The sequence below is a fragment of the Amycolatopsis sp. NPDC006125 genome (assembly GCF_040614195.1).
In the GTDB taxonomy this organism is placed as follows: domain Bacteria; phylum Actinomycetota; class Actinomycetes; order Mycobacteriales; family Pseudonocardiaceae; genus Amycolatopsis_E; species Amycolatopsis_E tucumanensis.
Genome location: NZ_JBEXTZ010000055.1, coordinates 1 through 23,246, shown reverse-complemented (window position 1 = coordinate 23,246; position 23,246 = coordinate 1). Strand labels below are relative to the sequence as shown.

The 23,246-nt window shown below is 72.2% G+C and carries 25 protein-coding genes; 9 read left to right on the top strand and 16 right to left on the bottom strand.

Annotated features, from left to right (window positions below; translation table 11 throughout):
- Window positions 1-23 precede the first annotated feature (23 nt).
- Window positions 24-965: a GNAT family N-acetyltransferase gene (locus ABZ193_RS25910; RefSeq protein WP_354711794.1), complete on the bottom strand. Its 942-nt coding sequence runs from the start codon at window positions 963-965 to the stop codon at window positions 24-26.
- Window positions 966-1,034: 69 nt separating this feature from the next.
- Here ABZ193_RS25910 and yaaA point away from each other — a divergent pair, with 69 nt between their 5' ends.
- Complete coding sequence (gene yaaA / locus ABZ193_RS25905) at window positions 1,035-1,766, top strand: peroxide stress protein YaaA (protein WP_020418196.1); 732 nt, start codon at window positions 1,035-1,037, stop codon at window positions 1,764-1,766.
- Here the strand turns inward: yaaA and ABZ193_RS25900 are convergent.
- Window positions 1,753-2,838 carry an FAD-dependent oxidoreductase gene (locus ABZ193_RS25900; RefSeq protein WP_354711792.1) on the bottom strand — a complete coding sequence of 362 codons (1,086 nt, stop codon included), beginning with the start codon at window positions 2,836-2,838 and terminating at the stop codon, window positions 1,753-1,755. The two genes, yaaA and ABZ193_RS25900, sit on opposite strands and share 14 nt — an antisense overlap.
- 209 nt (window positions 2,839-3,047) lie before the next feature.
- On the opposite strand from ABZ193_RS25900, the gene ABZ193_RS25895 reads away from it, so the two are divergent.
- Both ABZ193_RS25895 and ABZ193_RS25890 read left to right on the top strand, forming a co-directional pair.
- Window positions 3,048-3,980, top strand: coding sequence for an RIO1 family regulatory kinase/ATPase (locus ABZ193_RS25895; protein WP_020418194.1), 933 nt, complete (start codon window positions 3,048-3,050; stop codon window positions 3,978-3,980).
- A 214-nt stretch (window positions 3,981-4,194) separates the two neighbouring features.
- Window positions 4,195-5,571, top strand: a complete 1,377-nt coding sequence (locus ABZ193_RS25890; RefSeq protein ID WP_027931758.1) for a DEAD/DEAH box helicase — start codon at window positions 4,195-4,197, stop codon at window positions 5,569-5,571.
- A gap of 425 nt (window positions 5,572-5,996) precedes the next feature.
- Here the strand turns inward: ABZ193_RS25890 and ABZ193_RS25885 are convergent, their stop codons facing one another.
- Window positions 5,997-6,497, bottom strand: a complete 501-nt coding sequence (locus ABZ193_RS25885; protein ID WP_237336300.1) for a helix-turn-helix domain-containing protein — start codon at window positions 6,495-6,497, stop codon at window positions 5,997-5,999.
- Between the two features lie 95 nt (window positions 6,498-6,592).
- On the opposite strand from ABZ193_RS25885, the gene ABZ193_RS25880 reads away from it, so the two are divergent.
- Window positions 6,593-7,189, top strand: coding sequence for a dihydrofolate reductase family protein (locus ABZ193_RS25880; protein ID WP_237336301.1), 597 nt, complete (start codon window positions 6,593-6,595; stop codon window positions 7,187-7,189).
- On the opposite strand, the gene ABZ193_RS25875 is transcribed toward ABZ193_RS25880, so the two are convergent.
- Window positions 7,186-7,905, bottom strand: a complete 720-nt coding sequence (locus ABZ193_RS25875; RefSeq protein ID WP_237336302.1) for a PIG-L deacetylase family protein — start codon at window positions 7,903-7,905, stop codon at window positions 7,186-7,188. The two genes, ABZ193_RS25880 and ABZ193_RS25875, sit on opposite strands and share 4 nt — an antisense overlap.
- Window positions 7,906-7,950: 45 nt before the next feature.
- Here ABZ193_RS25875 and ABZ193_RS25870 point away from each other — a divergent pair, with 45 nt between their 5' ends.
- Window positions 7,951-9,126 (top strand): 8-amino-7-oxononanoate synthase, encoded by a 1,176-nt coding sequence (locus ABZ193_RS25870; RefSeq protein ID WP_237336303.1) that lies wholly within the window; start codon window positions 7,951-7,953, stop codon window positions 9,124-9,126.
- On the opposite strand, the gene ABZ193_RS25865 is transcribed toward ABZ193_RS25870, so the two are convergent.
- Both ABZ193_RS25865 and ABZ193_RS25860 read right to left on the bottom strand, forming a co-directional pair.
- Window positions 9,092-9,538, bottom strand: a complete 447-nt coding sequence (locus ABZ193_RS25865; protein WP_020418188.1) for a GNAT family N-acetyltransferase — start codon at window positions 9,536-9,538, stop codon at window positions 9,092-9,094. The genes ABZ193_RS25870 and ABZ193_RS25865 overlap by 35 nt on opposite strands.
- 10 nt (window positions 9,539-9,548) lie before the next feature.
- The gene (locus ABZ193_RS25860) at window positions 9,549-10,358 is read right to left on the bottom strand and encodes a serine protease (protein WP_020418187.1); all 810 of its coding nucleotides are present in this window, start codon (window positions 10,356-10,358) and stop codon (window positions 9,549-9,551) included.
- A 168-nt stretch (window positions 10,359-10,526) separates the two neighbouring features.
- On the opposite strand from ABZ193_RS25860, the gene ABZ193_RS25855 reads away from it, so the two are divergent.
- Together ABZ193_RS25855 and ABZ193_RS25850 are read left to right on the top strand one after the other, a co-directional pair.
- Window positions 10,527-11,363 carry a M15 family metallopeptidase gene (locus tag ABZ193_RS25855; protein ID WP_235716121.1) on the top strand — a complete coding sequence of 279 codons (837 nt, stop codon included), beginning with the start codon at window positions 10,527-10,529 and terminating at the stop codon, window positions 11,361-11,363.
- A gap of 64 nt (window positions 11,364-11,427) precedes the next feature.
- Window positions 11,428-12,819, top strand: coding sequence for a mycothione reductase (locus ABZ193_RS25850; protein ID WP_354711790.1), 1,392 nt, complete (start codon window positions 11,428-11,430; stop codon window positions 12,817-12,819).
- 160 nt (window positions 12,820-12,979) lie between these two features.
- On the opposite strand, the gene ABZ193_RS25845 is transcribed toward ABZ193_RS25850, so the two are convergent.
- Window positions 12,980-14,137 (bottom strand): MFS transporter, encoded by a 1,158-nt coding sequence (locus tag ABZ193_RS25845; protein WP_237336399.1) that lies wholly within the window; start codon window positions 14,135-14,137, stop codon window positions 12,980-12,982.
- A gap of 105 nt (window positions 14,138-14,242) precedes the next feature.
- Between ABZ193_RS25845 and ABZ193_RS25840 the strand changes: the two genes are divergently transcribed.
- Entirely contained in the window at window positions 14,243-14,911 is a 669-nt protein-coding gene (locus ABZ193_RS25840; RefSeq protein ID WP_020418183.1) for a FadR/GntR family transcriptional regulator, read from the top strand.
- Here ABZ193_RS25840 and map read toward each other — a convergent pair.
- The 8 genes from map to dxr form a co-directional block, all read right to left on the bottom strand.
- The gene (gene map, locus ABZ193_RS25835; protein WP_237336305.1) at window positions 14,898-15,755 is read right to left on the bottom strand and encodes a type I methionyl aminopeptidase; all 858 of its coding nucleotides are present in this window, start codon (window positions 15,753-15,755) and stop codon (window positions 14,898-14,900) included. The two genes, ABZ193_RS25840 and map, sit on opposite strands and share 14 nt — an antisense overlap.
- Window positions 15,756-15,800: 45 nt before the next feature.
- Window positions 15,801-16,655 carry a GNAT family N-acetyltransferase gene (locus ABZ193_RS25830; RefSeq protein WP_027935890.1) on the bottom strand — a complete coding sequence of 285 codons (855 nt, stop codon included), beginning with the start codon at window positions 16,653-16,655 and terminating at the stop codon, window positions 15,801-15,803.
- 48 nt (window positions 16,656-16,703) lie between these two features.
- The gene (locus ABZ193_RS25825) at window positions 16,704-17,099 is read right to left on the bottom strand and encodes a VOC family protein (RefSeq protein ID WP_020418180.1); all 396 of its coding nucleotides are present in this window, start codon (window positions 17,097-17,099) and stop codon (window positions 16,704-16,706) included.
- A complete protein-coding gene (locus ABZ193_RS25820) occupies window positions 17,096-17,923 on the bottom strand; it encodes an AraC family transcriptional regulator (protein WP_354711788.1) in 828 nt (275 codons plus the stop codon). Before ABZ193_RS25820 ends, ABZ193_RS25825 begins: the two co-directional genes overlap by 4 nt.
- A gap of 3 nt (window positions 17,924-17,926) precedes the next feature.
- On the bottom strand, window positions 17,927-18,301 hold the full coding sequence (locus tag ABZ193_RS25815) for a hypothetical protein (protein WP_354711787.1): 375 nt from the start codon (window positions 18,299-18,301) through the stop codon (window positions 17,927-17,929).
- Window positions 18,302-18,340: 39 nt separating this feature from the next.
- Complete coding sequence (gene ispG, locus ABZ193_RS25810) at window positions 18,341-19,492, bottom strand: flavodoxin-dependent (E)-4-hydroxy-3-methylbut-2-enyl-diphosphate synthase (protein WP_027935889.1); 1,152 nt, start codon at window positions 19,490-19,492, stop codon at window positions 18,341-18,343.
- Window positions 19,493-19,619: 127 nt separating this feature from the next.
- Window positions 19,620-20,843, bottom strand: coding sequence for a site-2 protease family protein (locus ABZ193_RS25805; protein ID WP_354711785.1), 1,224 nt, complete (start codon window positions 20,841-20,843; stop codon window positions 19,620-19,622).
- Window positions 20,844-20,846: 3 nt separating this feature from the next.
- Complete coding sequence (gene dxr, locus ABZ193_RS25800) at window positions 20,847-22,052, bottom strand: 1-deoxy-D-xylulose-5-phosphate reductoisomerase (protein ID WP_027935888.1); 1,206 nt, start codon at window positions 22,050-22,052, stop codon at window positions 20,847-20,849.
- 98 nt (window positions 22,053-22,150) lie between these two features.
- Between dxr and ABZ193_RS25795 the strand changes: the two genes are divergently transcribed.
- Window positions 22,151-22,426 (top strand): DUF2631 domain-containing protein, encoded by a 276-nt coding sequence (locus tag ABZ193_RS25795; protein WP_020418174.1) that lies wholly within the window; start codon window positions 22,151-22,153, stop codon window positions 22,424-22,426.
- Window positions 22,427-22,476: 50 nt separating this feature from the next.
- Here the strand turns inward: ABZ193_RS25795 and ABZ193_RS25790 are convergent, their stop codons facing one another.
- Entirely contained in the window at window positions 22,477-23,076 is a 600-nt protein-coding gene (locus ABZ193_RS25790) for a hypothetical protein (protein ID WP_354711784.1), read from the bottom strand.
- Window positions 23,077-23,246: the final 170 nt, after the last annotated feature.

The following is a 23,246-nucleotide window of genomic DNA, read 5'->3' as shown; positions in this document are numbered from 1 at the left end:
CGCCAGGAGCGCTGACCGGCGGCTTACCGTCCGCTGACCGGGCGCGCGTGCACGTGCCAGTGGCCGGTCACCACGAAGCCGCACCGCTCGTACACCCGCTGCGCGCCGGTCGGGTTCTCGCCGTCCACGCCGAGCACCGCCCGCCGGTAGCCGCGCTCGCGGGCCTCCCGCAACACCCGCGCCACCAGGCTCTTCGCCGCTCCGCGACCGCGCGCCTCGGGCAGGGTGCCGACGTACTCGACGACCACCTCGCCGTCCGCGACGCCGCGTTCGACGCACAGCACCAGCGCCGTCACCCGGTCGCCGTCGAGGGTCAGGAACGACAGCTCCGGCCGGAACCCGGCACTGCCGGTGACGCGGTGCCGGAACACCTCGGGCGTCAGCGGCGCGCTGCCGAAGTGCTCGCCGAACGCCTCGTTGAGGGCGAGCCGGGTGGCCTCCTCGTGCCGCGGCTCGTACCGGACCGGCTCGACCGTGGACTCCACGGACGGCAGGGCCGACAGGTCCGCCGTCATGTCGAGGAAGGTGCGCACGTGCTCGTAGCCGCCGCGGCGCAGCACCGACGCGTACCACCGCTGGTTGTCGTGCGCCATGGCGTGCAGTTCCAGCGGCGCTCCCGGGAACACTTTCCGGTGAAGTTCGGAGCTCGCCTCCTCGTACCAGCGGAGCAGCTCCGCGCCGAGGGCGTCCGTCCGGTGGTCCGGGTGCACCATCGATTCGACCCGCATCTGGTGCACCGGATCGGCGGCGGTCCGTCGCGCCGTCATCGCGTAGGCGATCATCCGGTCGCCGTCCAGCACGGCGACCCCCGCCTCGGGCAGCGGCGAGTTCGGCGACTCCAGGCTTTCCCTGATGTCGTCGACGCTGTGCTCCTCCCCCGTGGGCTCCACCTTCTCGCCTGCGGCGAACAACTCCGTCACCGCTTCGGCGTCGTCCAACCGCAGTGCGCGCCAGGTCACAGTCATCGGTCGAGCGTAGGCACAGCCGCTGGCCCGTCCCCAGCGATTTTCCGTGCCCGGGTTACCCTGCTGGCCGTGCTGGTGCTGCTGCCTCCTTCGGAAACCAAAGCCGCCGGTGGGGACGGCCCTCCGCTGGATCTCGACGCCTTGTCGTTCGCCGAGCTGAACCCGCTGCGGCGCAAGCTGGCCGACGCGCTGGTCGAGCTGGCCGGCAACGTTCGGGAGAGCCTGGACGTGCTGGGCCTGTCGGCGCGGCAGGAGGACGAGGTGGCGCGCAACGCCGCGCTCTGGAGCGCGCCCACCCTGCCCGCGCTGGAGCGCTACACCGGCGTGCTCTACGACGCGCTCGACTACGGCGGTCTCCGTCCCGCCGCGCGGGCGAAGGCGGACCGCAGGCTGGCCGTCGCCTCCGCCCTGTTCGGCATCGCCCGCGGCGACGACCGCATCCCGGCCTACCGGCTCTCCGGGGGCACCACCCTGCCCGCGCTCGGCACGCTGCGGTCGCTGTGGCGGCCGGTCCTGGAGCCCGCACTGGCCGAAGTGGACGGTCTGATCGTCGACCTGCGCTCCGGCGCCTACGCCGCGCTGGCCCGCATCCCGCGTGCGATCACGGTGCGCGTGGTCACCGCGAGCGGCAAGACCGTGAGCCACTTCAACAAGGCCTACAAGGGAAAGCTCGCCGCCGCGCTGGCGACCGCCACCCGTGAACCCTCCACTGTGGAGGGCCTGATCGGCGCCGCCGAGCGGGCAGGCATCACGCTGGACCGGGTCGGCGAGCAGGAGCTGGAGCTGATCACCGACCGGTGAACCGCTCCGGCCGGTAGGGCGCGAGGTCGACCGGCACCTCCTCGCCGAGCGCGAGGCAGGCGACGAGACGTCCGGCGAACGGCGCCGCGGTGAGCCCGCCGGGGCCGAACCCGGTGGCGATCAGCACGTCCGGCCGCTCCGCCAGCGGCCCGAGCAGCGGCAGGCCGTCCGGCGAGGCGGGCCGGAAGCCGATCCGGGTTTCCAGCAGCGTCGCGTCGGCCAGGCCCGGCGCGACGGCCAGGGCGTGGTCCAGCACCTCCCGCTGGCCGGCCGCGGTGATGCGGTGGTCGAAGCCGGAGCCGGTCTCCCGCGTGGCGCCCGCGACGACCCGCGAGCCGGGGAAGGCCAGCAGGTAGTGGCTGGACACCGGCAGCACCACCGGCCAGCGCGCGGTGTCCGCGCCCGGCAGTTCGAAGTGGCTGATCTGGCCCCGCTGCGGCGCCACGGACACCGACGGCACCAGCTCGCTGCTCCACGCCCCGGCCGCGACGACGACCTTGTCCGCGTCCAGCTCGTCCCCGGCGACCCGGACGCCGCGCCCGGTCAGCTCCGCCGCGCCCTCGACGATCCGGGCGCCGCGCGCCACCGCGGCGTCGAGCAGCGCCTGCCGCATCCGCCGCCCGTCCACGCGGCCGCCGCCGGCGACGTGCACCGCGGCCAGATCGGGCGCGAGCGCGGGGAACAGCTCGCGGGCCTGCGCCGGATCGAGCCGGGAGACCTCGCCCGCCGCCGGTTCCCCGGCCACGCGCGCACTCACCCGGGCGAACGCCTCGTCGAGTTCGGCCGGGTCCGCCGACACGACCATCCCGCCGACCACCTCGAACGAGGTGTCACCGGCGCCGTCCTCGGCCAGCTGGGCGACCAGCTCCGGGTAGTAGGCGGCGGCCGCGGCGGCGAAGCGGTACTCGTCGTCGCCGCGGCGGCTGGTCCACGGGCACACGATGCCCGCACCCGCGGCCGTCGCCACTCCCGGACGGCCTGCCTCGACCACCACGACCTCGGCGCCGCGGCGGGCGAGCTGGTGGGCGGTGCTCGCTCCGGCGATCCCGGAGCCGATCACGATCACGCGCATGCCGCCAGTCTGCCGGTAATTCGGTTGCGGCCGCAGCGCCGCCGCGGGCATGATCACGCGAAACGCCGGTGCGCTGGGCCCCGGTGGCGAGTGAAGGAGGTGCGTTGTGTCCGTCGTTGTGCTGGGCCGTGCCTTCGCCGCCCGTCCACCCGCCCCACCCGCCTGATCGAACGGCGCCGGTGGGGCCCCTCAGCCTTGGAGACCCACCAGTGCGTCAGCACGATTTCGAAGACTTCACACCACGCTCACGTCGTCGCCGCCCGCGGTTCGACGACGAGATCAACCCCGTCCGCAGCGGCCGCCTGACCGAACAGGAACGGCAGCGGCTCGCCCGCGTGCGCGACGACAGCTACGCCGAACCGGCGGTGCCCGGCGGCGCCGACCGGTACTCGACGTGGGACAGCGCCGAGCACGGCCCGCGCCCGCACCCGGCCTGGCTGGTCACCGAACTGGCCGCCGTGGACACCGAGCTGGGTGTCCTCAAGACCGGCAAGGAGGCCGAGGTGCACCTGCTGCGCCGCGGGCTCCCCGACCGCAGCCGGGAATGCCTGCTCGCCGCGAAGCGTTACCGATCAAGCGAGCACCGCCAGTTCCACCGCGACTCCGGCTACCTCGAGGGCAGGCGCATGCGCCGGTCCCGGGAGAACCGGGCCATGGCGCAGCGCACCTCGTTCGGCCGCAACCTCATCGCAGAGCAGTGGGCGGTCGCCGAGTTCGCCGCGCTCAGTCGCTTGTGGACGATCGGCGCGCCGGTGCCGTACCCGGTGCAGCGGGACGGCACGGAACTGCTGCTGGAGTTCGTCGGAGAGCCCGACGGCACAGCGGCGCCACGCCTGGCACAGCTGCGGCCCGAACCGGACGAACTACGCGAACTGTGGTTCCAGACGATCGGGGCGCTCGACGTACTGGCGTCGGAGGGGCTCGCGCACGGAGACCTGTCCGCCTACAACATCCTCGTCCACGAGGGCCGGATCGTGCTCATCGACCTGCCCCAGGTCGTGGATGTCGTGGCGAATCCGAGAGGAGCGGAGTACCTCACCCGTGACGTCCACAACATCTCCGCGTGGTTTGCCGCGCGGGGTCTGCAGGTCGAGGCCGATGACCTGGCTTTCGACCTGCGGCAGCGGGCGGGGCTGAGGTGAGGTCCCCGACGGTCTTCAGGTATTCTGATCACAGTCCGCAACCGGGCGACGTGAATTCGGGTCGCCCCCTTCATGGGACGCGGACACACCACCGATGGCGCAGCCGCGCCGGGTTCGTCCTTGTGAAAGCCCGCCGAACTTGTTCTTCAGCCTGCCTGCGCGCAGGCACACCGGGCCTCCCTTGCGACGTACCACCACGTCCGAGAGGCAGTGCGTGAGCATCACCCTTGAGTCCACTTCCACCGTGCAGTCGTTCGCCGACCTGAACCTGCCGGAGCCCCTGCTCGGGGCTCTGCGCAAGGCCGGCATCGACGCACCCTTCCCGATCCAGTCGGCGACCCTGCCGGACGCGCTCGCCGGGCGCGACGTGCTCGGCCGGGCGCAGACCGGGTCCGGGAAGACCCTCGCCTTCGGGCTGGCCCTGCTGGCCCGCCTCGAGGGCGGGAAGGCCCGGTCGCGGAAACCCCGCAGCCTGGTCCTCGTTCCCACGCGTGAGCTGGCCCTCCAGGTCAGCGACGCGCTCACCCCGCTGGCCCGCGCGCTGGGCCTGTGGTGCCGGACCGCCGTCGGCGGGATGGCCTTCCCCCGGCAGGCCGACGCGCTGCACCGCGGCGTCGACCTGCTGATCGCCACGCCGGGCCGTCTGTCCGACCACGTCCGGCAGGGCACCGCGGACCTCAGCGAGGTCCAGTTCATCGCCATCGACGAGGCCGACCAGATGGCGGACATGGGCTTCCTGCCCCAGGTCCGGGAGATCCTGGACCTGACCCCGCGGGACGGCCAGCGGCTGCTGTTCTCGGCGACGCTGGACGGCGACGTCGGGCAGCTGGTCAACCGGTACATGCACGACCCGGTCGAGCACTCGGTCGCGCCGGCCACGGCCAGCGTCGACACCATGGACCACTACGTGTTCCAGGTCTCGCGCCAGGAGAAGCAGTCGGTGGTCACCGAGATCGGCGCCCGCGAGGGCCGCACGATCATGTTCGTGCGCACCAAGCACCACGTGGACCGGTTGACCGACCGGCTGCGTGAGCGCGGTGTGCGGGCGGGCGCGCTGCACGGCGGCAAGTCGCAGGGCCAGCGCAACCGGGTCCTGCAGGACTTCCGCGACGGCCACACCACGGTGCTGGTCGCCACGGACGTCGCGGCGCGCGGCATCCACGTCGACGACGTCAGCCTGGTGCTGCACGTCGACCCGGCCGCGGACCACAAGGACTACCTGCACCGCGCCGGCCGCACCGCGCGCGCCGGTGCGTCGGGCACCGTGGTCACGCTGATCACGCCGGACCAGCGGCGCACCGTGCGCCGGATGACCGACAAGGCCGGCGTGCGCGCCGACCAGCTGGTCGTGCGGCCCGGTGACGCGAAGCTGTCCGACATCACCGGCGCCCGCGAGCCGAGCGGGGTCCCGGTGGTCGACCGTCCGCGCGACACCGCCCCGCGCCGGGGTGGCGGCTCGCGTGGCTTCGGCGGCCCGCAGCGGCCGCGCCGGGGCGGCAGCTACGGCGACCGCGACCGCGGTCACGGTGGCGGCTACCGGCAGGGACGTCCGGGCCGCGGCCCGCGTCGCAGCACGCCGTCGGCCAGCTGACGTACTGAACGCAGAACCGCCGCGATCCCAGCCCGGGGTCGCGGCGGTTCTTTCGTTCAGTGAGCCTTTTCAGTGAGTCGCGCGGCGCGCTCATCAACAGCCCCGGCCACCGCCGCTACGCCCTCCGCCGGGTACAAGCCCCAGGCAGCGCTCCAGCGATTCCTGCCGAACCCAGAACTGCCGGGATCCAGCCCGCGATCGCGGCGGTTCTTCAGTCAGCGAGCCTTCCCGGCAAGTCGCGCGGCGCGGGATCGAGCGGCCCGACCACCGCCGCTACGCCCTCCGCCGGGTACAAGCCCAGGCAGCGCTCCAGCAGATCCTGCTGAACCCAGAACCGCCGCGATCCCAGCCCGTGGTCGCGGCGGTTCTTTCGTTCAGCGGCCTTGCCCGGTGAGTCGCGCGGCGTGCAGGCGCGGCGCCGTGGTTCACGCGCTCTGCTCGGCGAGCGCCGCTTCGTAGGCGGTGCGCAGCTTCACGAACACCGACTCCCGCCCTGGCGGGCGCGGGATGCCAAGGTGCTGTTCGCGCAGCTCGTCCATGAACTCGTCCCACAGCTGGGGCCCACCGCGCTCCAGGAGCTCCGCCCGCACGGCCAGTTCGCGGGTCACCGGCAGGTGCCTGCGCCCCCACGCGCCCAGGTGCGCCATCACCGGCACGAGCTGGATCGCCGGCTCCGTCAGGCTGTAGATCACCTTCTGCTTGTGCGTCGGGTCCGGGGCGCGGGACACCAGCCCCAGCTCGGTCAGCCGCTGCAACCGGGACGCGAGGATGTTCGACGCGATCCCCTCCTGCGAGTTCTGCAGCAGCTCCCGGAAGTGCCGCAGGTTGCCGAACATCATGTCCCGGATCACGACCAGCGACCACTTGTCGCCGAGCACCTCGACCGACAGGTTGATCGGGCATCCCGACCGGCGTTCGTCCGTCATCCCACTCTCCTTCCGATTGCAGTTTACAACCGGTTCCGGAAGCAGTACAGTTCCTCGAAACCGATTGCAAACCACAACCAGTCAGGAGAACTCCGATGAGCAAGGTGTTCAGCAGCCCGACCATCTCGATCGACGGCTTCATGGCCGGTCCCCGCCAGAGCCGCGAGCACGGGCTCGGCGAAGGCGGCGAGGAGCTGCACCGGTGGATGTTCGAAGCCGCGGAGGAGAACAAGGCCGAGCGTGAAGCGATCCTCGGCCACGGCGCGTACATCATGGGGCGCAACATGTTCGGCCCGATCCGCGGCGAGTGGGACGACCCCGGCTGGCGCGGCTGGTGGGGCGAGGAGCCGCCGTACCACGCGCCGGTCTTCGTGCTGACCCACTACCCCCACGAGCCGATCGAGATGACGGGCGGCACGACCTTCCACTTCGTCACCGACGGGATCGAGTCGGCGCTCGACCAGGCGCGCGCCGCCGCGGGCGAGCGGTCCGTGGCGGTCATGGGCGGCGCGTCGACGATCGACCAGTACCTGCAGGCCGGGCTGATCGACGAGCTGCGGCTGTCCATCGCGCCGACGGTGCTCGGCGACGGCGCCCGGCTCTTCGCCGGCGTGACCAGCCTGGACCTCGAGCCCGTCTCGTCGCGCACCACCTCACTGGCCACGCACGTGACCTACCGGGTCCGGCGCTAGATCGGGAACAGCTCGAACGTGCAGGCCAGCGGCACGCCGAACGACTCACCGGCCATGGCGGCGAACTGGCGCAGGAACGGCTCCGGCTCGGCCATTTCGCCGCCCAGCGCCGCCAGGTACGCCTTGTGCTCCCGCAGCGAGGCGACCGCCGCGTCGAAGGTGTCGGTGATGTCCACGGCGTGGGTCTGCACCGGCGAGCCGCACACGGCGACCCACCGCACGCCGCTCCACGGTTCCAGACCGAGGTCGCGGAACAGCCAGCGGTTCGCCGCGTCCCGGACCGCGTCCAGGGTCGCCACGCCGACGTTGCGGTGGTCGGCCATGTTGTACCCGCCGCCGGGGAAGGACTCGCGGTGGTTGAGCGTCACCACCAGCTCCGGGCGGTGCCGCCGGACCGCCGCCGCGATGTCCCGCCGCAACGCGATCCCGTTCTCGATCAGGCCGTCCGGGTGGTCCAGGAACTCGACCTCCTCGACCCCGACGACCCTGGCCGCGGCGAGCTGTTCCTGCGTCCGCAGCGGCCCGGCCTCCTCGGGCGGCATGGTGTCGATCCCGGCCTCGCCGCGTGAGGCGAGCACGTAGACCACCGACTTCCCCTGCCCGGTCCACCGGGCGATCGCCCCGGCCGCGCCGTACTCCAGGTCGTCCGGGTGCGCGACCACAGCCAGCGCCCGGTCCCAGTCCTCCGGCATCATCGCCGGTCCCGTGTCGGTCATGGCCCCTCCACTGCCCAGCCGTGGCTCGGTGCGACACTGCGTGACGTGAACCTACCGGCTTCCTCCTCCCCAGAGCAGGTTTTCGACTGGCTCGACGCCGCCGCCGAGAAGCGCGCGGCGGCCGGGCTGACCCGCCGGCTGCGGCCGCGGGGAGCCTCCTCGACGGAGCTGGACCTCGCCGGCAACGACTACCTCGGCCTGGCCCGCGACAAGCGCGTCGCCGGTGCCGCCGCGGCCGCCGCGCTCCGCTGGGGCGCCGGCGCCACCGGCTCACGCCTGGACACCGGCTCCACCGAGGTGCACACCGAGCTGGAGTACGAGCTCGCGCGCTTCTGCGGCGCACAGGCCGCGCTGGTGTTCTCCTCGGGCTTCACGGCCAATCTGGGCGCCGTCACGGCGCTGTCCGGGGCGGAGTCGGCGATCGTCAGCGACAAGCACATCCACACGTCGCTGATCGAGGGCTGCCGCCTGTCCCGCACCGACGTCGCGGCCATCAGCCACTGCGATCCGGCGGCGATCAAGCACGCGCTGGCGACCCGCCGCAAGCCGCGGGCGCTGGTGGTCACCGACTCGGTGTTCTCCGTCGACGGCGACCTCGCGCCGCTGCCGGAGCTGTCCCAGGTGTGCCGCGAGCACGGCGCGGCCCTGCTGGTCGACGACGCGCACGGGTTCGGCGTGCTCGGCGACGGCGGCCGGGGCGCGGTGCACGCCGCCGGGCTGGCCGGTGAGCCGGACGTCGTCACGACCATCTCGCTGTCCAAGGCGCTCGGCGCGCAGGGCGGCGCCGTCCTCGGGCCGCGCCGGGTGATCCGGCACCTCGTCGACACGGCCCGCAGCTTCATCTTCGACACCGGGCTCGCGCCGGCCAGCGCGGCCGCGGCGCTGGCCGCGCTCGGGGTGCTCAAGTCCGAGCCCGACCTGCCGGAGAAGGTCCTGACCAACGCGATCACGCTGTCCGCCCAGCTGCGCGCGGCCGGGTTCCGGGTGAGCAACCCGGAGGCGGCGGTGATCTCGGTTCAGGCGCCCTCCGCCGAATCGGCCGTCGAGTGGGCGGACCGCTGCGCCGAGCAGGGCGTGCGGGTCGGCTGCTTCCGCCCGCCGTCGGTCCCGGACGGGATTTCGCGGCTGCGCCTGACCGCCCGGGCCGACCTGACGGAGTCCGATGTGGACACCGCGGTGAAGGTGATCAGCGAATCGGCGCCAGCCGGCGCCGCATCGTGATGTGCGGGATGCCGTCCTCGTCGAACTCGTCGCCCTCCGCGACGTACCCGAACTTCTCGTAGAAACCGCGGGCGTAGGTCTGCGCGTCGAGCACGCTGTCCGCGTCGCCGACCGAGATCAGCGCGGCGGTCATCAGGCGGGCGGCGAGGCCCCGGCCCCTGGCGTGCTTCGCGGTGACGACCCGGCCGATGCGCTGGACGCCGTCCCCGTCGTCGAGCACCCGCAGGTAGGACTCGATGCCGTCGGGCCCGTCGATCCAGAAGTGGCGGGTCGTCGGGAGCAGGTCACGCCCGTCCAGCTCGGGGTACGGGCAGGTCTGCTCCACGACGAACACCTCCACCCGGAGCCGGAGGATGTCGTACAGCTGCTGCGTGGTCAGGTCCGGTCCGCGGACGCCTCTGTCGGGGTTCACGGACTCCTGACTACCAGAACACGAGCCGCGACGACTCGGCTTCGCTGCGAATCTCGTTCACGTAGGTGAGCACGCGGGTGTACACGCCCGGTTTGCCCGCTTGCGCGCACCCGTCGCCCCACGAGACGAGCCCGATGAGGGTGCCGCCGACGACCAGCGGACCGCCCGAGTCGCCCTGGCAGGCGTCGATCTTGCCGTCCGGGTAACCCGCGCACACCATCGACCGGGAGTCGTAGTTCGAGTAGCTGGCGCGGCAGCCGGAGTCGCTGAGCAGCGGCACCTCGGCCTTGCGCAGCACGTCCGAGCGGGGGCCGCCGTCGGAGGTGCGGCCCCAGCCCAGCACCGTCGCCCGGGTGCCCTCGGCGTACAGCGAGTCGTCGCTGGGCAGCTCCACCGGCTGGTACGGCAGGCTCTGCGCGAGCTTGAGGACCGCGACGTCGTCGCCCTTGCCGGGGTCGGAGAACGAGTCGGGCGTCCACACCTCGCGCACCGACACGGTCTTGCCGTCGTTCGTGCGCTTGTCCGTCCGGCCCGCGACGACCCGCAGGTCCGCCCGTTTCACGGCGTTGGCGCAGTGCGCCGCGGTGGCCACCGCGGTCGAGCTGACGATGACGCCGCCGCAGAACTGGTTGCCGCTCTTGTCGGTCAGGTACACCGCGAACGGGTAGCTGCTGGTGGACGCCTCGGTGCCGCCGACGATGTTCGGGCGGGCGCCGGTGCTCGGCATGGCCGCTGCCACCACCGGCACGAACGCGGCGGCGGTGATGACCGCCGTCAGCGCCAGGCGGAACTTGCGGTCGCGTCGGCGGTGCTTCGCCATGCGCGCGCTCCCTTCGGAAAAGCTCGATGTCCCCCGGTGACGCACCCGATCGCCGGAAACGAATTCGGGGCGTGAGATTGCCGCACATACAGTAATCGACAAGGGCCCGGAACCGGTGTCACTGGATCGGGTGGACTCCGGCTCTGCGAAGCTGGAGACGTGCGAGGAATCGTGGCGCTCCTGCTGGCGCTCGGGCTCGTGGCGTGCGGCGCCCCACCCGAGCCGCCGCCCCCGCCTGTGCCCTCGCCGACGGCCCCGGCGGCCACCACCACGACCACGGCGCCGCCGACCACCACCACCTCCGCCGCTCCGCCGTGGACCGTCGGCGCCACGACGCTGCCCCGTCGCCCGGACGGTTTCGGCGAGATCCGGCCGACCCCGGCGGTGCTGCGCGACCGCCGCCTGCCGACGCGGGACTTCCTGCCGCCGCCCGCGGACGGCCGCTACGCGTCGACAGTCAGCGCGGTCCCGGCCGACGTGCTGGCCCGCAGCACCTGGCAGCCCGCGTGCCCGGTGGCGGTGTCCGCGCTGCGGTACCTGACGATGTCGTTCTGGGGCTTCGACGGGAAGCCGCACACCGGCGAGATGCTCGTCGGCGCCTCCGTCGCCGAGGACGTGACCCGGGTGTTCGGGCAGCTGTTCGCGGCGCGATTCCCGATCGAGGAGATGCGGGTCACCTCGCCTGCCGAACTCGACGCCCCGCCGACCGGGGACGGCAACAACACCAGCGCCTTCGTGTGCCGCCCGGTGCGCGGTCAGACGAACTGGTCGGCGCACGCGTACGGTCTGGCGATCGACCTGAACCCGTTCTGCAACCCCTACACCAAGGGCGACGTGGTGCTGCCGGAACTCGCCTCGGCGTACCTGGACCGCTCGTGGGTGCGGCCGGGCATGGTCGAGGCGGGCGACGCGACCGTGCGGGCGTTCGCCGCGGTCGGCTGGGACTGGGGCGGGGCTTGGCGGGAGCCGGTGGACAGGATGCATTTCACGGCGACCGGCGGGTAGGAACGGGAACAGATTTCGGGTCCGGCCCGGTTGTACGGGTGCGGACTGCTTGGGAGGTAATCACGTGCCCCACTACGACCTGGTGATCGTCGGAACCGGCTCGGGGAACTCGATCCTCGATCCCCGTTTCGCGGGCTGGAAGACGGCGATCGTGGAGAAGGGCGTGTTCGGCGGCACGTGCCTGAACGTCGGGTGCATCCCGACGAAGATGTTCGTGCACGCAGCGGACGTCGCCGCGACGCCGTCGGTGGCCGGCCGGTTCGGCGTCGACGAGACGCTGGACAAGGTGCGCTGGACCGACGTGCGCGACCGGATCTTCGGCCGCATCGACCCGATCGCCGAGGGCGGGCGCGAGTACCGGAAGAGCCACGAGGACAACGCCGGCGTCACCGTCTACGAGGGCCAGGGGCGGTTCACCGGGCACAAGGAGCTGACGGTGTCGTTCGCGGACGGGCGGCCGGACGAGGTCGTCACCGCGGACAAGTTCGTGCTCGCCGCGGGCGGCCGGCCGGTGGTGCCGGACCTGCCCGGCCTCGAGGACGTCCGCTACCACACGTCGGACACGGTGATGCGGCTCGACGCGCTGCCCGCGCGGATGGTGCTCATCGGCAGCGGGTTCATCGCCGCGGAGTTCGCGCACGTGTTCCGCTCGTTCGGGGTCGAGGTCACGCTGGTGGCCCGGTCCGGCGCGTTGCTGCGCGGCGAGGACTTCGACATCAGTGAGCGGTTCACCGAGCTGGCGGCGCAGCGGTTCGACGTGCGGCTCAACCGGAAGGCCGTGCGGGTGCGGTCGTCGGGCACGGGTGTCGCGGTGGAGCTGGAGGGGCCGTCGGGCGCCGAGACCGTCGAGGCGGACGAGCTGCTGATCGCCGTCGGGCGCCGGCCGAACACCGACCTGCTGGACGTGGCCGCGACGGGCGTGACGACGACCGAGGCGGGGCACGTCGTGGTCGACGACCACCAGCAGACCGCGGTCGAGGGCATCTACGCGCTGGGCGACATCTCGTCGCCGTACGAGCTGAAGCACGTCGCGAACCACGAGGCGCGGGTCGTGCAGCACAACCTGCTGAACCCGGAGTCGCCGATGACGGCCGACCACCGGTTCGTGCCGCACGCGGTGTTCACTTCGCCGCAGATCGCCTCGGTGGGCCTGACCGAGCAGGAGGCGCAGGCGCGGGGCGTGCCGTACGTGACGTCCAAACAGGATTATGCGGGCATCGCGTACGGCTGGGCGATGGAGGACACCAGCGGTTTCGCGAAGCTGCTGGCCGATCCGTCGACCGGGCAGCTGATCGGTGCACACATCATCGGCCCGCAGGCGCCGACGGTGATCCAGCCGCTGATCCAGGCGATGAGCTTCGGCCTCGACACGAAGTCCATGGCGCGCGGCCAGTACTGGATCCACCCGGCGATGCCCGAGCTGATCGAGAACGCGCTGCTCAACCTGCCGCTCTGAGCAGGCGTCCGGCGCACTTCCCCGACGGAAGTGCGCCGGCGCGGTCAGACGTAGCGCGGCCGGTCAGCGAGACGTGCAGGCATCGGCTATCACCGAGGTGTCCCGGTAGAACGGATGCACCTCGGCGATCCGCCCGTGCTCGGCCGGGCGCTGGCGGGAATCAGACGTAGCGCGGCCGCCCCGCGAAGAAGCCGAACACCATCTGCCCCACGACCACGGCCAGCAGCATCGCGAACGGCACGCTCCACCCGTGCGTCACGTCGTGCAGCAGGCCGAACAGGAACGGGCCCACCGCGGCCAGCAGGTAGCCGATCCCCTGCGCCATCGCGGACAGCTTCGCCGTCTCCGCACCCGTGCGGGCGCGCAGCGCGATCGTGGTCAGCGCGAGCGAGAACACGGCCATCCCGATGCCCAGGAAGATCGACCACAGCAGCGGCGCGGCCTCCGGCGCGACCATCAGGCCGGTCACGCCCGCGATCCCGAACACGCCGAGCAGCAGGATCCACCCGCTCTGGCTGCCCCGCTTCGCGGCCAGCGGCGGCACGATCAGGCTCACCGGCAGGCCGAGCAGCGACACCAGGCCCATCAGCAGGCCCGCGTCGGCGCGGCTGACGCCCGCGTCCATCAGCACCTGCGGCAGCCAGCCCATCACGATGTAGGCCAGGCAGGCCTGCAGGCCGAAGAAGATCGTCACGACCCACGCCAGCGGGCTGCGGAACAGCGAGCGCGCGGCAGTCGCGTTCTCACCGGACGTCGGGCCGCCGGGCCGGGTGCGCGCGGCGGCCAGCCACAGCACGAGCGCCGCCACGGCCAGCGCCGCCCAGCTGCCGAGCCCGGGGCGCCACCCGCCGAACGCGCTGTCCAGCGGCGGCGTCAGCGCGGAGCCGAGCGCGCCGCCGGCCTGCAGCGCGCCGGTGTAGAGGCCGGTCATCAGGCCGATCCGCGTCGCGAAGGACTCCTTGACCACGACCGGGATCAGCACGTTCGCCAGCGCGATTCCCGCGGTGCCGATCAGCGTCCCGCCCAGCACCACCAGCGGCCCGTCGAGCACCCGCAGCACCAGGCCGCCGGCCAGCAACGCGAGCGCGAGCGCCACGGCCACCGCGATGCCCAGTCGGCGGGCGACCACCGGCGCGGTCAGGCCGGCGAGCGCGAAGCACAGGCCGGGCGCGGTCGTCAGCGCACCGGCCCACGTCGCGGACGCCCCCAGCGTGTCGCGCATCTCGTCGAGCACCGCGCCGACGCTGGTCACCGCCGGCCGCAGGTTCAGCGCGGCGAGCAGAACCGCCACGCCGAGCAACCCGGTGCCGATGAGCACGCGGGACGCGGGGACGCGCGTCTTCTCCTGCACCGATGCCTCATCATTGACCGTCACAGAGGCTAGTATGACAAACGTAGGATGATCGGGTGAAGGGATATCCCCGTGCCACTCGCCACGACCCGCCGGACCGGTCTCGTCGACCAGGTGATCGGGCAGCTCAGGGACGCCATCGCGCAGGGCGAATGGCCGATCGGGCAACGGATACCCACTGAGGCGGCGCTCGCCGAAAGCCTCGGTGTGGGACGCAACACGGTCCGCGAAGCCGTGCGCGCGCTCGCGCACAGCGGCCTGCTGGAGGTGCGCCAGGGCGACGGCACCTACGTGCGCGCGACGAGTGAGGTGTCCGGCGCGATCCGCCGGCTCTGCGGCTCGGAGCTGCGCGAGGTGCTCGGCGTGCGGCGGGCGCTGGAAGTCGAGGCAGCGCGGCTGGCGGCGACCGTCCGCACCGAAGAGGAGCTGGCGGCCATCACCGAGCTGCTGGACCGGCGCGACGCGGCCTACCGCGTCGAGGAGATCGAGACGTACGTGCGCGCCGACACCGAGTTCCACCTCGCTGTCGTGCGCGCCGCCCACAACGAGCTGCTCACCGAGCTCTACCGCGGCATCCTGGAGGCCGTGACCGCGAGTGTCGCGGCCACGACGGACACCCGCCTGCCGGAGTCGGAGGCGATCGGCCACCGCGGCCTGCTGGAGGCCATCGCGGCGCGTGACGCCGAGCGCGCCATGGCCGAGGCCGCGGGTTTCCTGGACTCCCTGATCAGGGAAGCGTGAGGATCTCCGCGCCGGTCGCGGTCACCACCAGGGTGTGCTCGAACTGGGCCGTCCAGCTCTTGTCCTTGGTGGTGACCGTCCAGTCGTCGTCCCAGATGTCGTAGTCGATGGAGCCCAGGGTGATCATCGGCTCGATCGTGAAGGTCATGCCCTCCTCGATCACCGTGGTCACCGACGGGTCCTCGTAGTGCAGCACGGTCGGCGCGGTGTGGAAGGACGGGCCGACGCCGTGGCCGGTGAAGTCCCGCACCACGCCGTAGCCGAAGCGCTTGGCGTAGGACTCGATGACGCGGCCGATCACGTTCAGCTGGCGTCCCGGCCGCACGGCCTTGATCGCGCGCATCGTCGCCTCGTGGGTGCGCTCGACCAGCAGCCGCACCTCCTCCGAGACGTCACCGGCGCAGAACGTGGCGTTCGTGTCGCCGTGCACGCCGCCGATGTAGGCGGTGACGTCGATGTTGCAGATGTCGCCGTCCTGGATCACCGTCGAGTCCGGGATGCCGTGGCAGATGACCTCGTTGAGCGAGGTGCAGCAGGACTTCGGGAAGCCGCGGTAGCCCAGGGTCGACGGGTAGGCGTGGTGGTCGAGCAGGAACTCATGCACCACCTTGTCGACGTCGTCGGTGGTGTTGCCCGGCTTGACGGCCTTGCCGCCCTCCTCCAGAGCCTGCGCCGCGATCTTGCCGGCCACCCGCATGGCCTCGATGACCTCGGGCGTGCGCACCCCGTTGCCGGTGTCCCGCTTCGGCGCCGGCTTGTCCACGTATTCGGGGCGCGGAATGCTGGCTGGCACGGGGCGGCGCGGCGTCTGGACGCCAGGGGTCAACGGAGCACGCTGGGACATGACTCCACCCTACGACCCCCGCGGGCGGGGCGGCCGTGAGCCCGGTCAGAACAGCACGGTCGCGTACCGGCCGACCTGCCTGAACCCGATGCGGCGGTACGCGGCGAGCGCGGGACTGTTGAAGCTGTTCACGTACAGGCTGGCGGTGCGGCCGAGTCCGTTGACGAGCCGGCTCACCACGGCCGCCGTGCCGGACGTGCCGAGGCCGTGCCCGCGCCGGTCCGGCCGCACCCAGACCCCCTGGATCTGGCCGACGCTGCGGGACATCGCACCGATCTCGGCCTTGAACACGACCTCGCCGTTCTCGAACCGGGCGAAGGCGCGGCCGCTGGAGATCAGTTCCGCGACGCGGGCGCGGTAGCTCACGCCACCGTCGCCGGCGCGCGGGTCGACGCCGACCTCCTCGATGAACATCGCGATCGCGGCAGGCAGGTACCGCTCCAGCTCGTCCGGGCGCACCGGGCGCACCAGCGGGTCCGGCTCCACCGCGGGCTGGGCGTCCATCGCCATCAGCGGCTGGTCCTCGCGGACCTCGCGAGCCGGGCCCCACTCCCCCGCCAGCTCGTCCCACAGGCCGAGGACCTGCTCGGCCGGGCCGACCAGCGAGGAGCACACGCGCTGCTTGCGCAGGGCCCGGTCGGCGAAGGACCGCAGGGCCGCGGCGTTGCCGCGCAACGGGATCAGGTTCGGGCCGGAGAAGCACAGTCCGGGCAGCCGGCCACCGCGGGCGCCGCGGTAGTCGGCGGCCCACAGCTCGCCGCCGAGGCGCCAGGGGTCCAGACCGGCCACCTCGACGCGCGCGCTGACCATGCAACTGGCCACCGGGTCCGCCGCGAGCACGGCGCGGACCACGGGATGATCCCGATCACTGAGCAGCCGTGCACCGGCAAGCCGCAACACATCCACCAGATTGCCAGATGGAGTGGTGGATCGGGAAATCGTGGGGGATCAAGGGGCCCCGCGGTAGGTCCCGAAGGTCCACAGGTTGCCCTCCGGATCACGGGCGGTGAACGTGTGCGAGCCGTAATCGGTGTCGTGGAGCGGCGCGACGATCTCAGCGCCGGCCTGGCGCACGCGGTCGTGGATCTCGTCGACCTGGTCGGTGACCACGTACGCGGAGCCGGCGTGCTTCGTGTCGCCGTGGACGCCCTCGGTGTGGCTGGTGCTGCCGAACATGACGCCGCCGCCCTCGGGCCAGCGCAGCTCGGCGTGGGTGATCTGCCCGTCCTCCCCCGGCACGACGAGCGCCTCGCGGAAGCCGAACACCTCGGTGAGGAACGTCAGCGCGGCGTGCGCGTCGTCGTAGCGGAAGGCGGGCCAGACGGTGGGTGGGTTCTCGCTCATGCCTGCGAGTCTGCGTCCGCGGCGGCGTGGCGGTCTTGGAGGAACGGGAGCTCCTCGGTGATCCAGGTGCGGGGCGTGCACCCGGCCAGTGCGCGCCACTCGTTGGACAGGTGGGCCTGGTCGTAGAAGCCGCACTCGACGGCGAGGGTGGCGAGGTCCGTGGGCGCCTCGCGGAGCCTGCTGATGGCGCGTTCGAAGCGCAGCACGCGGGCGGCCTGCTTGGGCGGCAGGCCCAGCTCGCGGCGGAAGCGTTCGGCGAAGTGGCGGCGGCTCCAGCCGACCTCGGCGGCGAGGTCCTCCACGCGGATCAGCCCGCCTGCCGCGGTGAGGCGGCGCCACGCCCAGCCGACCTCCCGGGCGGGCCGGCGGTCGGCGAGGGCGCCGCGGAAGGCGTCGTCGAGGATGCCGAAGCGGTCCGCCCAGGTGGGCGCCTCCGCGAGTTGCTCGGCGAGGTGCTTCGGGCCCAGCTCGGCGAGGTCGACGACGCAGCCGGACAGGTCGGCCGCGGAGACGTGGAACAGGGCGGGCACGGCGAGCGGGTCGATCTCGACGTGGATGCCCGACTGGAAGGCGTCCTGGGCGATGAGGGCGGGCGCGGTGTGCATGCCGCCGACCGCGGCGGTGAAGCGGCCGGGCGACTGGTCCGGGCGGGGCATGCCGGTGAAGCGGATCGGCTCGGCGAGGCTGATGACGAGGGTGACGTGCCGGGAGGGCAGCCCGCGGTGGGTGCCGAGGGTCACGCCGTGCTGCGTGTAGCCGATGTAGCGCGTGATCGCGGGCCGCAACTGCGGATGCGGCGCGCGCACAGCCCACTCGGCGGTCATGGCTCAGAACTCGGTGGTCTCCAGCCGGATCGCGAACGGATCACCGACCTCGACCGGCTGCCCGAAGGGGACCCGCACCGTGCGGCTGTCCGGAACGGCGTCGCGAGGCACCACGCAGAGATCCGGCACGTAGATGCTCCCGGTCGCCCGGATACCGACACCCAGCGTCTGGAGAATGCCGCAACCATCCAGCTCGGCCGACGCGAGCGCGTCGTGCACCGAGCTCGCGGTCAGGTTGTGCTGTCCGGTGGGTGGCGGGGTCATGCAGTTCCCCTCGGCGGTGAGCTCCGGCCGCCAGCCCTCCGGCACGTGCAGTTCGCACCGGATGTCCAGCGCTCGGTTCCAGGCCGCCTCGGGACGTGCGAACGCGGTGCTCATCGACCCACTCCCGTTCTGCCGGGGCCCTCTGCCAGGAGGCTAGCTCACCGTGACGACGGGCGAACCGCTTCCTTCCGCGTCCCCCGCCTCCTCGGCGATCCGCATCGCCTCTTCGATCAGCGTCTCGACGATCTGGTGCTCCGGCACGGTCTTGATGACCTCGCCCTTGACGAAGATCTGGCCCTTGCCGTTGCCGCTCGCCACGCCGAGGTCGGCCTCGCGCGCCTCGCCGGGGCCGTTCACCACGCAGCCCATCACCGCGACGCGCAGCGGGACCTCCATGCCCTCCAGGCCCGCGGTGACCTCGTCGGCCAGCTTGTAGACGTCCACCTGCGCCCGCCCGCACGACGGGCACGACACGATCTCCAGCTTCCGCGGCCGCAGGTTCAGCGACTGCAGGATCTGGATGCCGACCTTGACCTCCTCGACCGGCGGCGCGGACAGCGACACGCGGATGGTGTCGCCGATGCCCTGCCGCAGCAGCGCGCCGAACGCCACCGCCGACTTGATCGTGCCCTGGAACGCCGGGCCGGCCTCGGTGACGCCGAGGTGCAGCGGGTAGTCGCACTGCTCGGCGAGGATCTCGTACGCCCGGACCATGATCACCGGGTCGTTGTGCTTGACCGAGATCTTGATGTCGTGGAAGTCGTGCTCGGCGAACAGCGACGCCTCCCACAGCGCCGACTCGGCCAGCGCCTCCGGCGTCGCCTTGCCGTACTTCTTCATCAGCCGCGGGTCCAGCGAACCGGCGTTGACCCCGATCCGGATGGGCGTGCCGTGGTCCTTCGCCGCCTGGGCGATCTCCTTGACCTTGTCGTCGAACTTCTTGATGTTGCCCGGGTTCACCCGCACCGCGGCGCAGCCGGCCTCGATCGCGGCGAACACGTACTTGGGCTGGAAGTGGATGTCCGCGATGACGGGGATCTGCGACTTCTTCGCGATCGCGGGCAACGCCTCGGCGTCGTCCGCGGACGGGCAGGCCACGCGCACGATGTCGCAGCCGGCCGCGGTGAGCTGCGCGATCTGCTGCAGCGTCGCGTTCACGTCCGCGGTCAGGGTGGTCGTCATGGACTGCACCGAGATCGGGTGTTCACTGCCGACGCCGACGTTGCCCACCATGAGCTGGCGCGTCTTGCGGCGCTCGGACAGCACGGGGGCGGGGAGGGCGGGCATACCAAGCTCGACGCTCATCGAATCCTCTACGGCGTGAGACGGGCTGCTGACGTTGTCCAGCTTACTCACAGGCCGGGCCCGCCCCGGTGGTGACCAGCCGGAGTGAGTTACCCCGCGCGGGGCCCTGACCTGCGAAGACCTGGTGTTACTGCAGCCTGATCGGGTTGACGATGTCGGCGGTGACGGTGAGCAGGGTTACGGCGCCGCCGATCAGCACCAGCACCACGGTGACCGCAGACAGCTTCGAGTAGTCGACCGGGCCACCGGCGGCCTTGCCGCGCAGCTTGCGGATCCAGTCGCGGACGCGTTCGTACCAGACGATCGCGATGTGCCCGCCGTCCAGCGGCAGCAGCGGCAGCAGGTTGAACACGCCGACGAAGAAGTTCAGGCTGGCCAGCAGCAGCAGGAACAGCGACCACAGCCCGGCCTCGACGGCCTCGCCGCCGATGCGGCTCGCGCCGACCACGCTGACCGGCGTGTTCGGGTCGCGCTCGCCGCCGAAGATCGACGACACCACCGCCGGGATGCGTTCCGGGAACTCGATCAGCCGCTGCCAGGTTTGCACGAACATGTCGCCGGTGAACGAGGCCGCGCCGCCGATCGCGGTGATCGCGTTGTACTCCAGCGTGTTCGGGAAGGTCACGCCGATCGAGCCGACGGTGACGATCTTCTCCGGGCCGCTGGGGTTGGCCGGGTCGGTGACCGGGCGCTCGACCCGCACGACGTCGACGGTCAGCGGCACGATCTGCCCGTTCCGGTCGACCTCGAACCGGGTCGGGCCGGACAGGTTCTGGATCAGGGCCGTGACGTCGGCGTAGGTCTTGGTGCGCTGGCCGTTGACCGAGACGATCTCGTCGCCGGGCTGAATGCCGCCGTTCTTGGCGGGCGCGGCGTCGCCGGGCCGGCACACCGGGTTCGCGTACTCCTCGTCGGTGGTCGCGCTGCGCACGCACTCGGAGACGGACGAGATCTGCGGCTTGCCGACGACCGCGTTGGGCAGGCCCATCGTGGCGGCCATCAGGTACAGCACGACGAAGCCGAGGATGAAGTGCGTGACCGACCCGGCGGCCATCACGACGGTGCGCTTCCAGGTCTTGAAGCGCCACATCGCGCGCGGCGCCTCGTCCGGCGTCACCTCGTCCAGCGCGGTCATGCCCGCGATGTCGCAGAACCCGCCGAGCGGGATCCACTTCAGGCCGTACTCCGTCTCGCCGCGGCGGAAGGAGAACACCTTCGGGCCGAACCCGACGAAGTAGCGGCGGACCTTCATGCCGAACGCCTTGGCGGTCAGCATGTGACCCGCCTCGTGCAGTGCGACGGACACGCAGATGCCCAACGCGAACAGCACGACTCCGAAAACGTAGGCCACCCGCTACTTCCCTCCGGTCATGATTTCGGCGGCCCGGGCTCGCGCCCACTCCTCGGCCGCCAGTACCTCCGCGACGTCGCCCGGCTCGCGACGCCACTCGTCGGCGGCCTCCACCACCTCGGTAACAGTGTCCACAATCGCCGTGAAGCCCGCGTTCTGCGTCAGGAAGGCCTCGACGCACACCTCGTTGGCCGCGTTGTAGACCGCGGGGAGGCAGCCGCCGACGGTCCCGACGTGCCGGGCCAGCTCCACGGCCGGGAAAGCCTCGTTGTCCAGCGGTTCGAAGGTCCACTGCGCGGCCTGGTCCCAGCGGCAGGCCGGGGCCGCGCCGGGCACCCGGTCCGGCCAGTTCAGCGCCAGCGCGATGGGCAGGCGCATGTCCGGCGGGCTGGCCTGGGCCAGCGTCGAGCCGTCGGTGAAGGTGATCATCGAGTGCACGATCGACTGCGGGTGGACGACCACGTCGATCTTGTCGCAGCGGACGCCGAAGAGCAGGCTCGCCTCGATCAGCTCCAGGCCCTTGTTGACCAGGGTGGCCGAGTTGATGGTGACCAGGCGGCCCATCGCCCAGGTGGGGTGGGCCAGCGCGTCGTCGACCGTGACGTTCGCCAGGTCGGCGCGCTTGCGGCCGCGGAAGGGCCCGCCGGAGGCGGTCAGCACGAACCGGTCGACCTCCTCGGCGCGGCCGCCGCGCAGGGCCTGCGCCATCGCGGAGTGCTCGGAGTCGACCGGGACCAGCTGGCCGGGCTTGGCCTGCTTGAGCACGAGCGGCCCGCCCGCGATCAGCGACTCCTTGTTCGCCAGCGCGAGGGTCGCGCCGGTCTCGAGTGCCTTGAGCGTCGGTTCGAGGCCCTGGGAGCCGGGCAGGCCGTTGAGCACCACGTCGACCCCGACCGCGCCGATCAGCTGGACGACGGCGTCGCGGCCGGCGAAGATGCGCGGCATCTTGAACTCGCCCCGCGAGTAGCCGCGCTTCTGCGCCTCGGCGTACAGCGCGAGCTGCAGGTCCTCGACGGCCGTGGGCTTCGTCACGGCCACGGCGTCCACTTCGTGCGCCAGCGCCTGCGCCGCCAGCAGCGCCGGGTCGGACCCGCCCGCGGCGAGGCCCGAGATGCGGAAGAGGTGCTGGTTGCGGGCGGCGACGTCGAGGGCCTGGGTGCCGATCGAGCCGGTCGAGCCGAGCACGAGCACGGTGCGGGGTGCGTTCATCGGGGTCATTGTCGCGAACCCGTCCGAGCGGGTCATCGGCGCGGGGCGGGTCGCGGTGTGGAATCATCCGGTTGGACGTTCGTGCAGGGCCTGGAGGAGTGATCGTGGCGAGCAAGGCGGTCGAGAAGCGGCAGCAGGCCGCTCCGGCGAAGGTGGACCCGCGGGACGAGCCGTCGGCCGAGTGGGGCTGGCACGGCGGGTTCCCGAAGGGCGCGCGCATCGCGGGCTGGGTCACGGTCGTCGTGCTGCTGGCGATGATCTACAACAACCACGAGAACAACACCGAGAACGTGTGGCTGGTCGGCATCGCGGCCGGCATCGTGATCGGCCTGCTGCTGGACATCAGGAAGAAGCGCACGGCCTGGCGCCGCTGACGCACCGGACATGATGAGGGGCCCCTCGGCGAGGGGCCCCTTTTTGCTGCTCAGGCGTCCCGCCGGGCGAAGAGGAAGCCGGTCACGGCGACCGCGGCCACGAGCCACCCGGCCAGCACCAGTCCACCCAGCGCGGGCGGCAGGGCACCCGGCCGGTAGAGCGCCGCCCCGGCCCGGTCGGGCAGGTAGGCGGCGGCGGGCAGCAGCGGGGACACCACGTACACCAGTGTCACCACCGTCGCGAGCGCCCCGACGAGACTTCGCACCGCGAGGCCGACGGCGAGCGCGAGCAAGCCGATCAGGACGAGGTACGCGGTGGCTCCGACCACCGGCACGCCGGACGAGAGCGCGCCGGTCAGCGCGGCGGCCGGGGTGGCGACGGCGAGGTAGGCGAGCACCTTCCCGGTGAGCAGCACGAGCCGGTCCGGCACGGCGGCCAGGCTGGTGCGGATCTGGCCCCCGGCGTACTCGGTGGCCGCGGCCAAGACCCCGAGCAGCAGGAACCCCGCCTGACCGAACTCGACCGCGCGGTGGCCGAGCGGGGGCGTGACGACCACGGTGAGCGCGACCGTTCCGGGCACCACGCGCAGGGTGGCCAGCTTGATCAGCTCGGCGAGGACGACGTGACGGAGGGCGTTGCTGCCTGCCACGTCAGGCGTCCCGCCGGCGGAAGACCACCGCGCCGACCCCGAGTGCGAGCAGGGTCCACCCGGCCAACACCAGACCGCCTGCGGTGGGTGACAGCGGCGCCGTCAGGGGGCTGTTCCGCACGAACAGTTGCGCCCCTGCCGCGTCGGGCAGGAACTTCGCCGCCGGGAAG

Bases quoted from the DNA above. Each gene is read 5' to 3' on its own strand.
- dxr (WP_027935888.1), bottom strand. From the start codon at position 22,052: ATGAACGCACCCCGCACCGTGCTCGTGCTCGGCTCGACCGGCTCGATC.
- ABZ193_RS25820 (WP_354711788.1), bottom strand. From the start codon at position 17,923: ATGACCGCCGAGTGGGCTGTGCGCGCGCCGCATCCGCAGTTGCGGCCC.
- ispG (WP_027935889.1), bottom strand. From the start codon at position 19,492: ATGAGCGTCGAGCTTGGTATGCCCGCCCTCCCCGCCCCCGTGCTGTCC.
- ABZ193_RS25875 (WP_237336302.1), bottom strand. From the start codon at position 7,905: ATGACCGACACGGGACCGGCGATGATGCCGGAGGACTGGGACCGGGCG.
- ABZ193_RS25910 (WP_354711794.1), bottom strand. From the start codon at position 965: ATGACTGTGACCTGGCGCGCACTGCGGTTGGACGACGCCGAAGCGGTG.
- ABZ193_RS25825 (WP_020418180.1), bottom strand. From the start codon at position 17,099: ATGAGCGAGAACCCACCCACCGTCTGGCCCGCCTTCCGCTACGACGAC.
- ABZ193_RS25900 (WP_354711792.1), bottom strand. From the start codon at position 2,838: ATGCGCGTGATCGTGATCGGCTCCGGGATCGCCGGAGCGAGCACCGCC.
- ABZ193_RS25860 (WP_020418187.1), bottom strand. From the start codon at position 10,358: ATGGCGAAGCACCGCCGACGCGACCGCAAGTTCCGCCTGGCGCTGACG.
- ABZ193_RS25885 (WP_237336300.1), bottom strand. From the start codon at position 6,497: ATGACGGACGAACGCCGGTCGGGATGCCCGATCAACCTGTCGGTCGAG.
- map (WP_237336305.1), bottom strand. From the start codon at position 15,755: ATGTCCCAGCGTGCTCCGTTGACCCCTGGCGTCCAGACGCCGCGCCGC.
- ABZ193_RS25880 (WP_237336301.1), top strand. From the start codon at position 6,593: ATGAGCAAGGTGTTCAGCAGCCCGACCATCTCGATCGACGGCTTCATG.
- ABZ193_RS25815 (WP_354711787.1), bottom strand. From the start codon at position 18,301: ATGAGCACCGCGTTCGCACGTCCCGAGGCGGCCTGGAACCGAGCGCTG.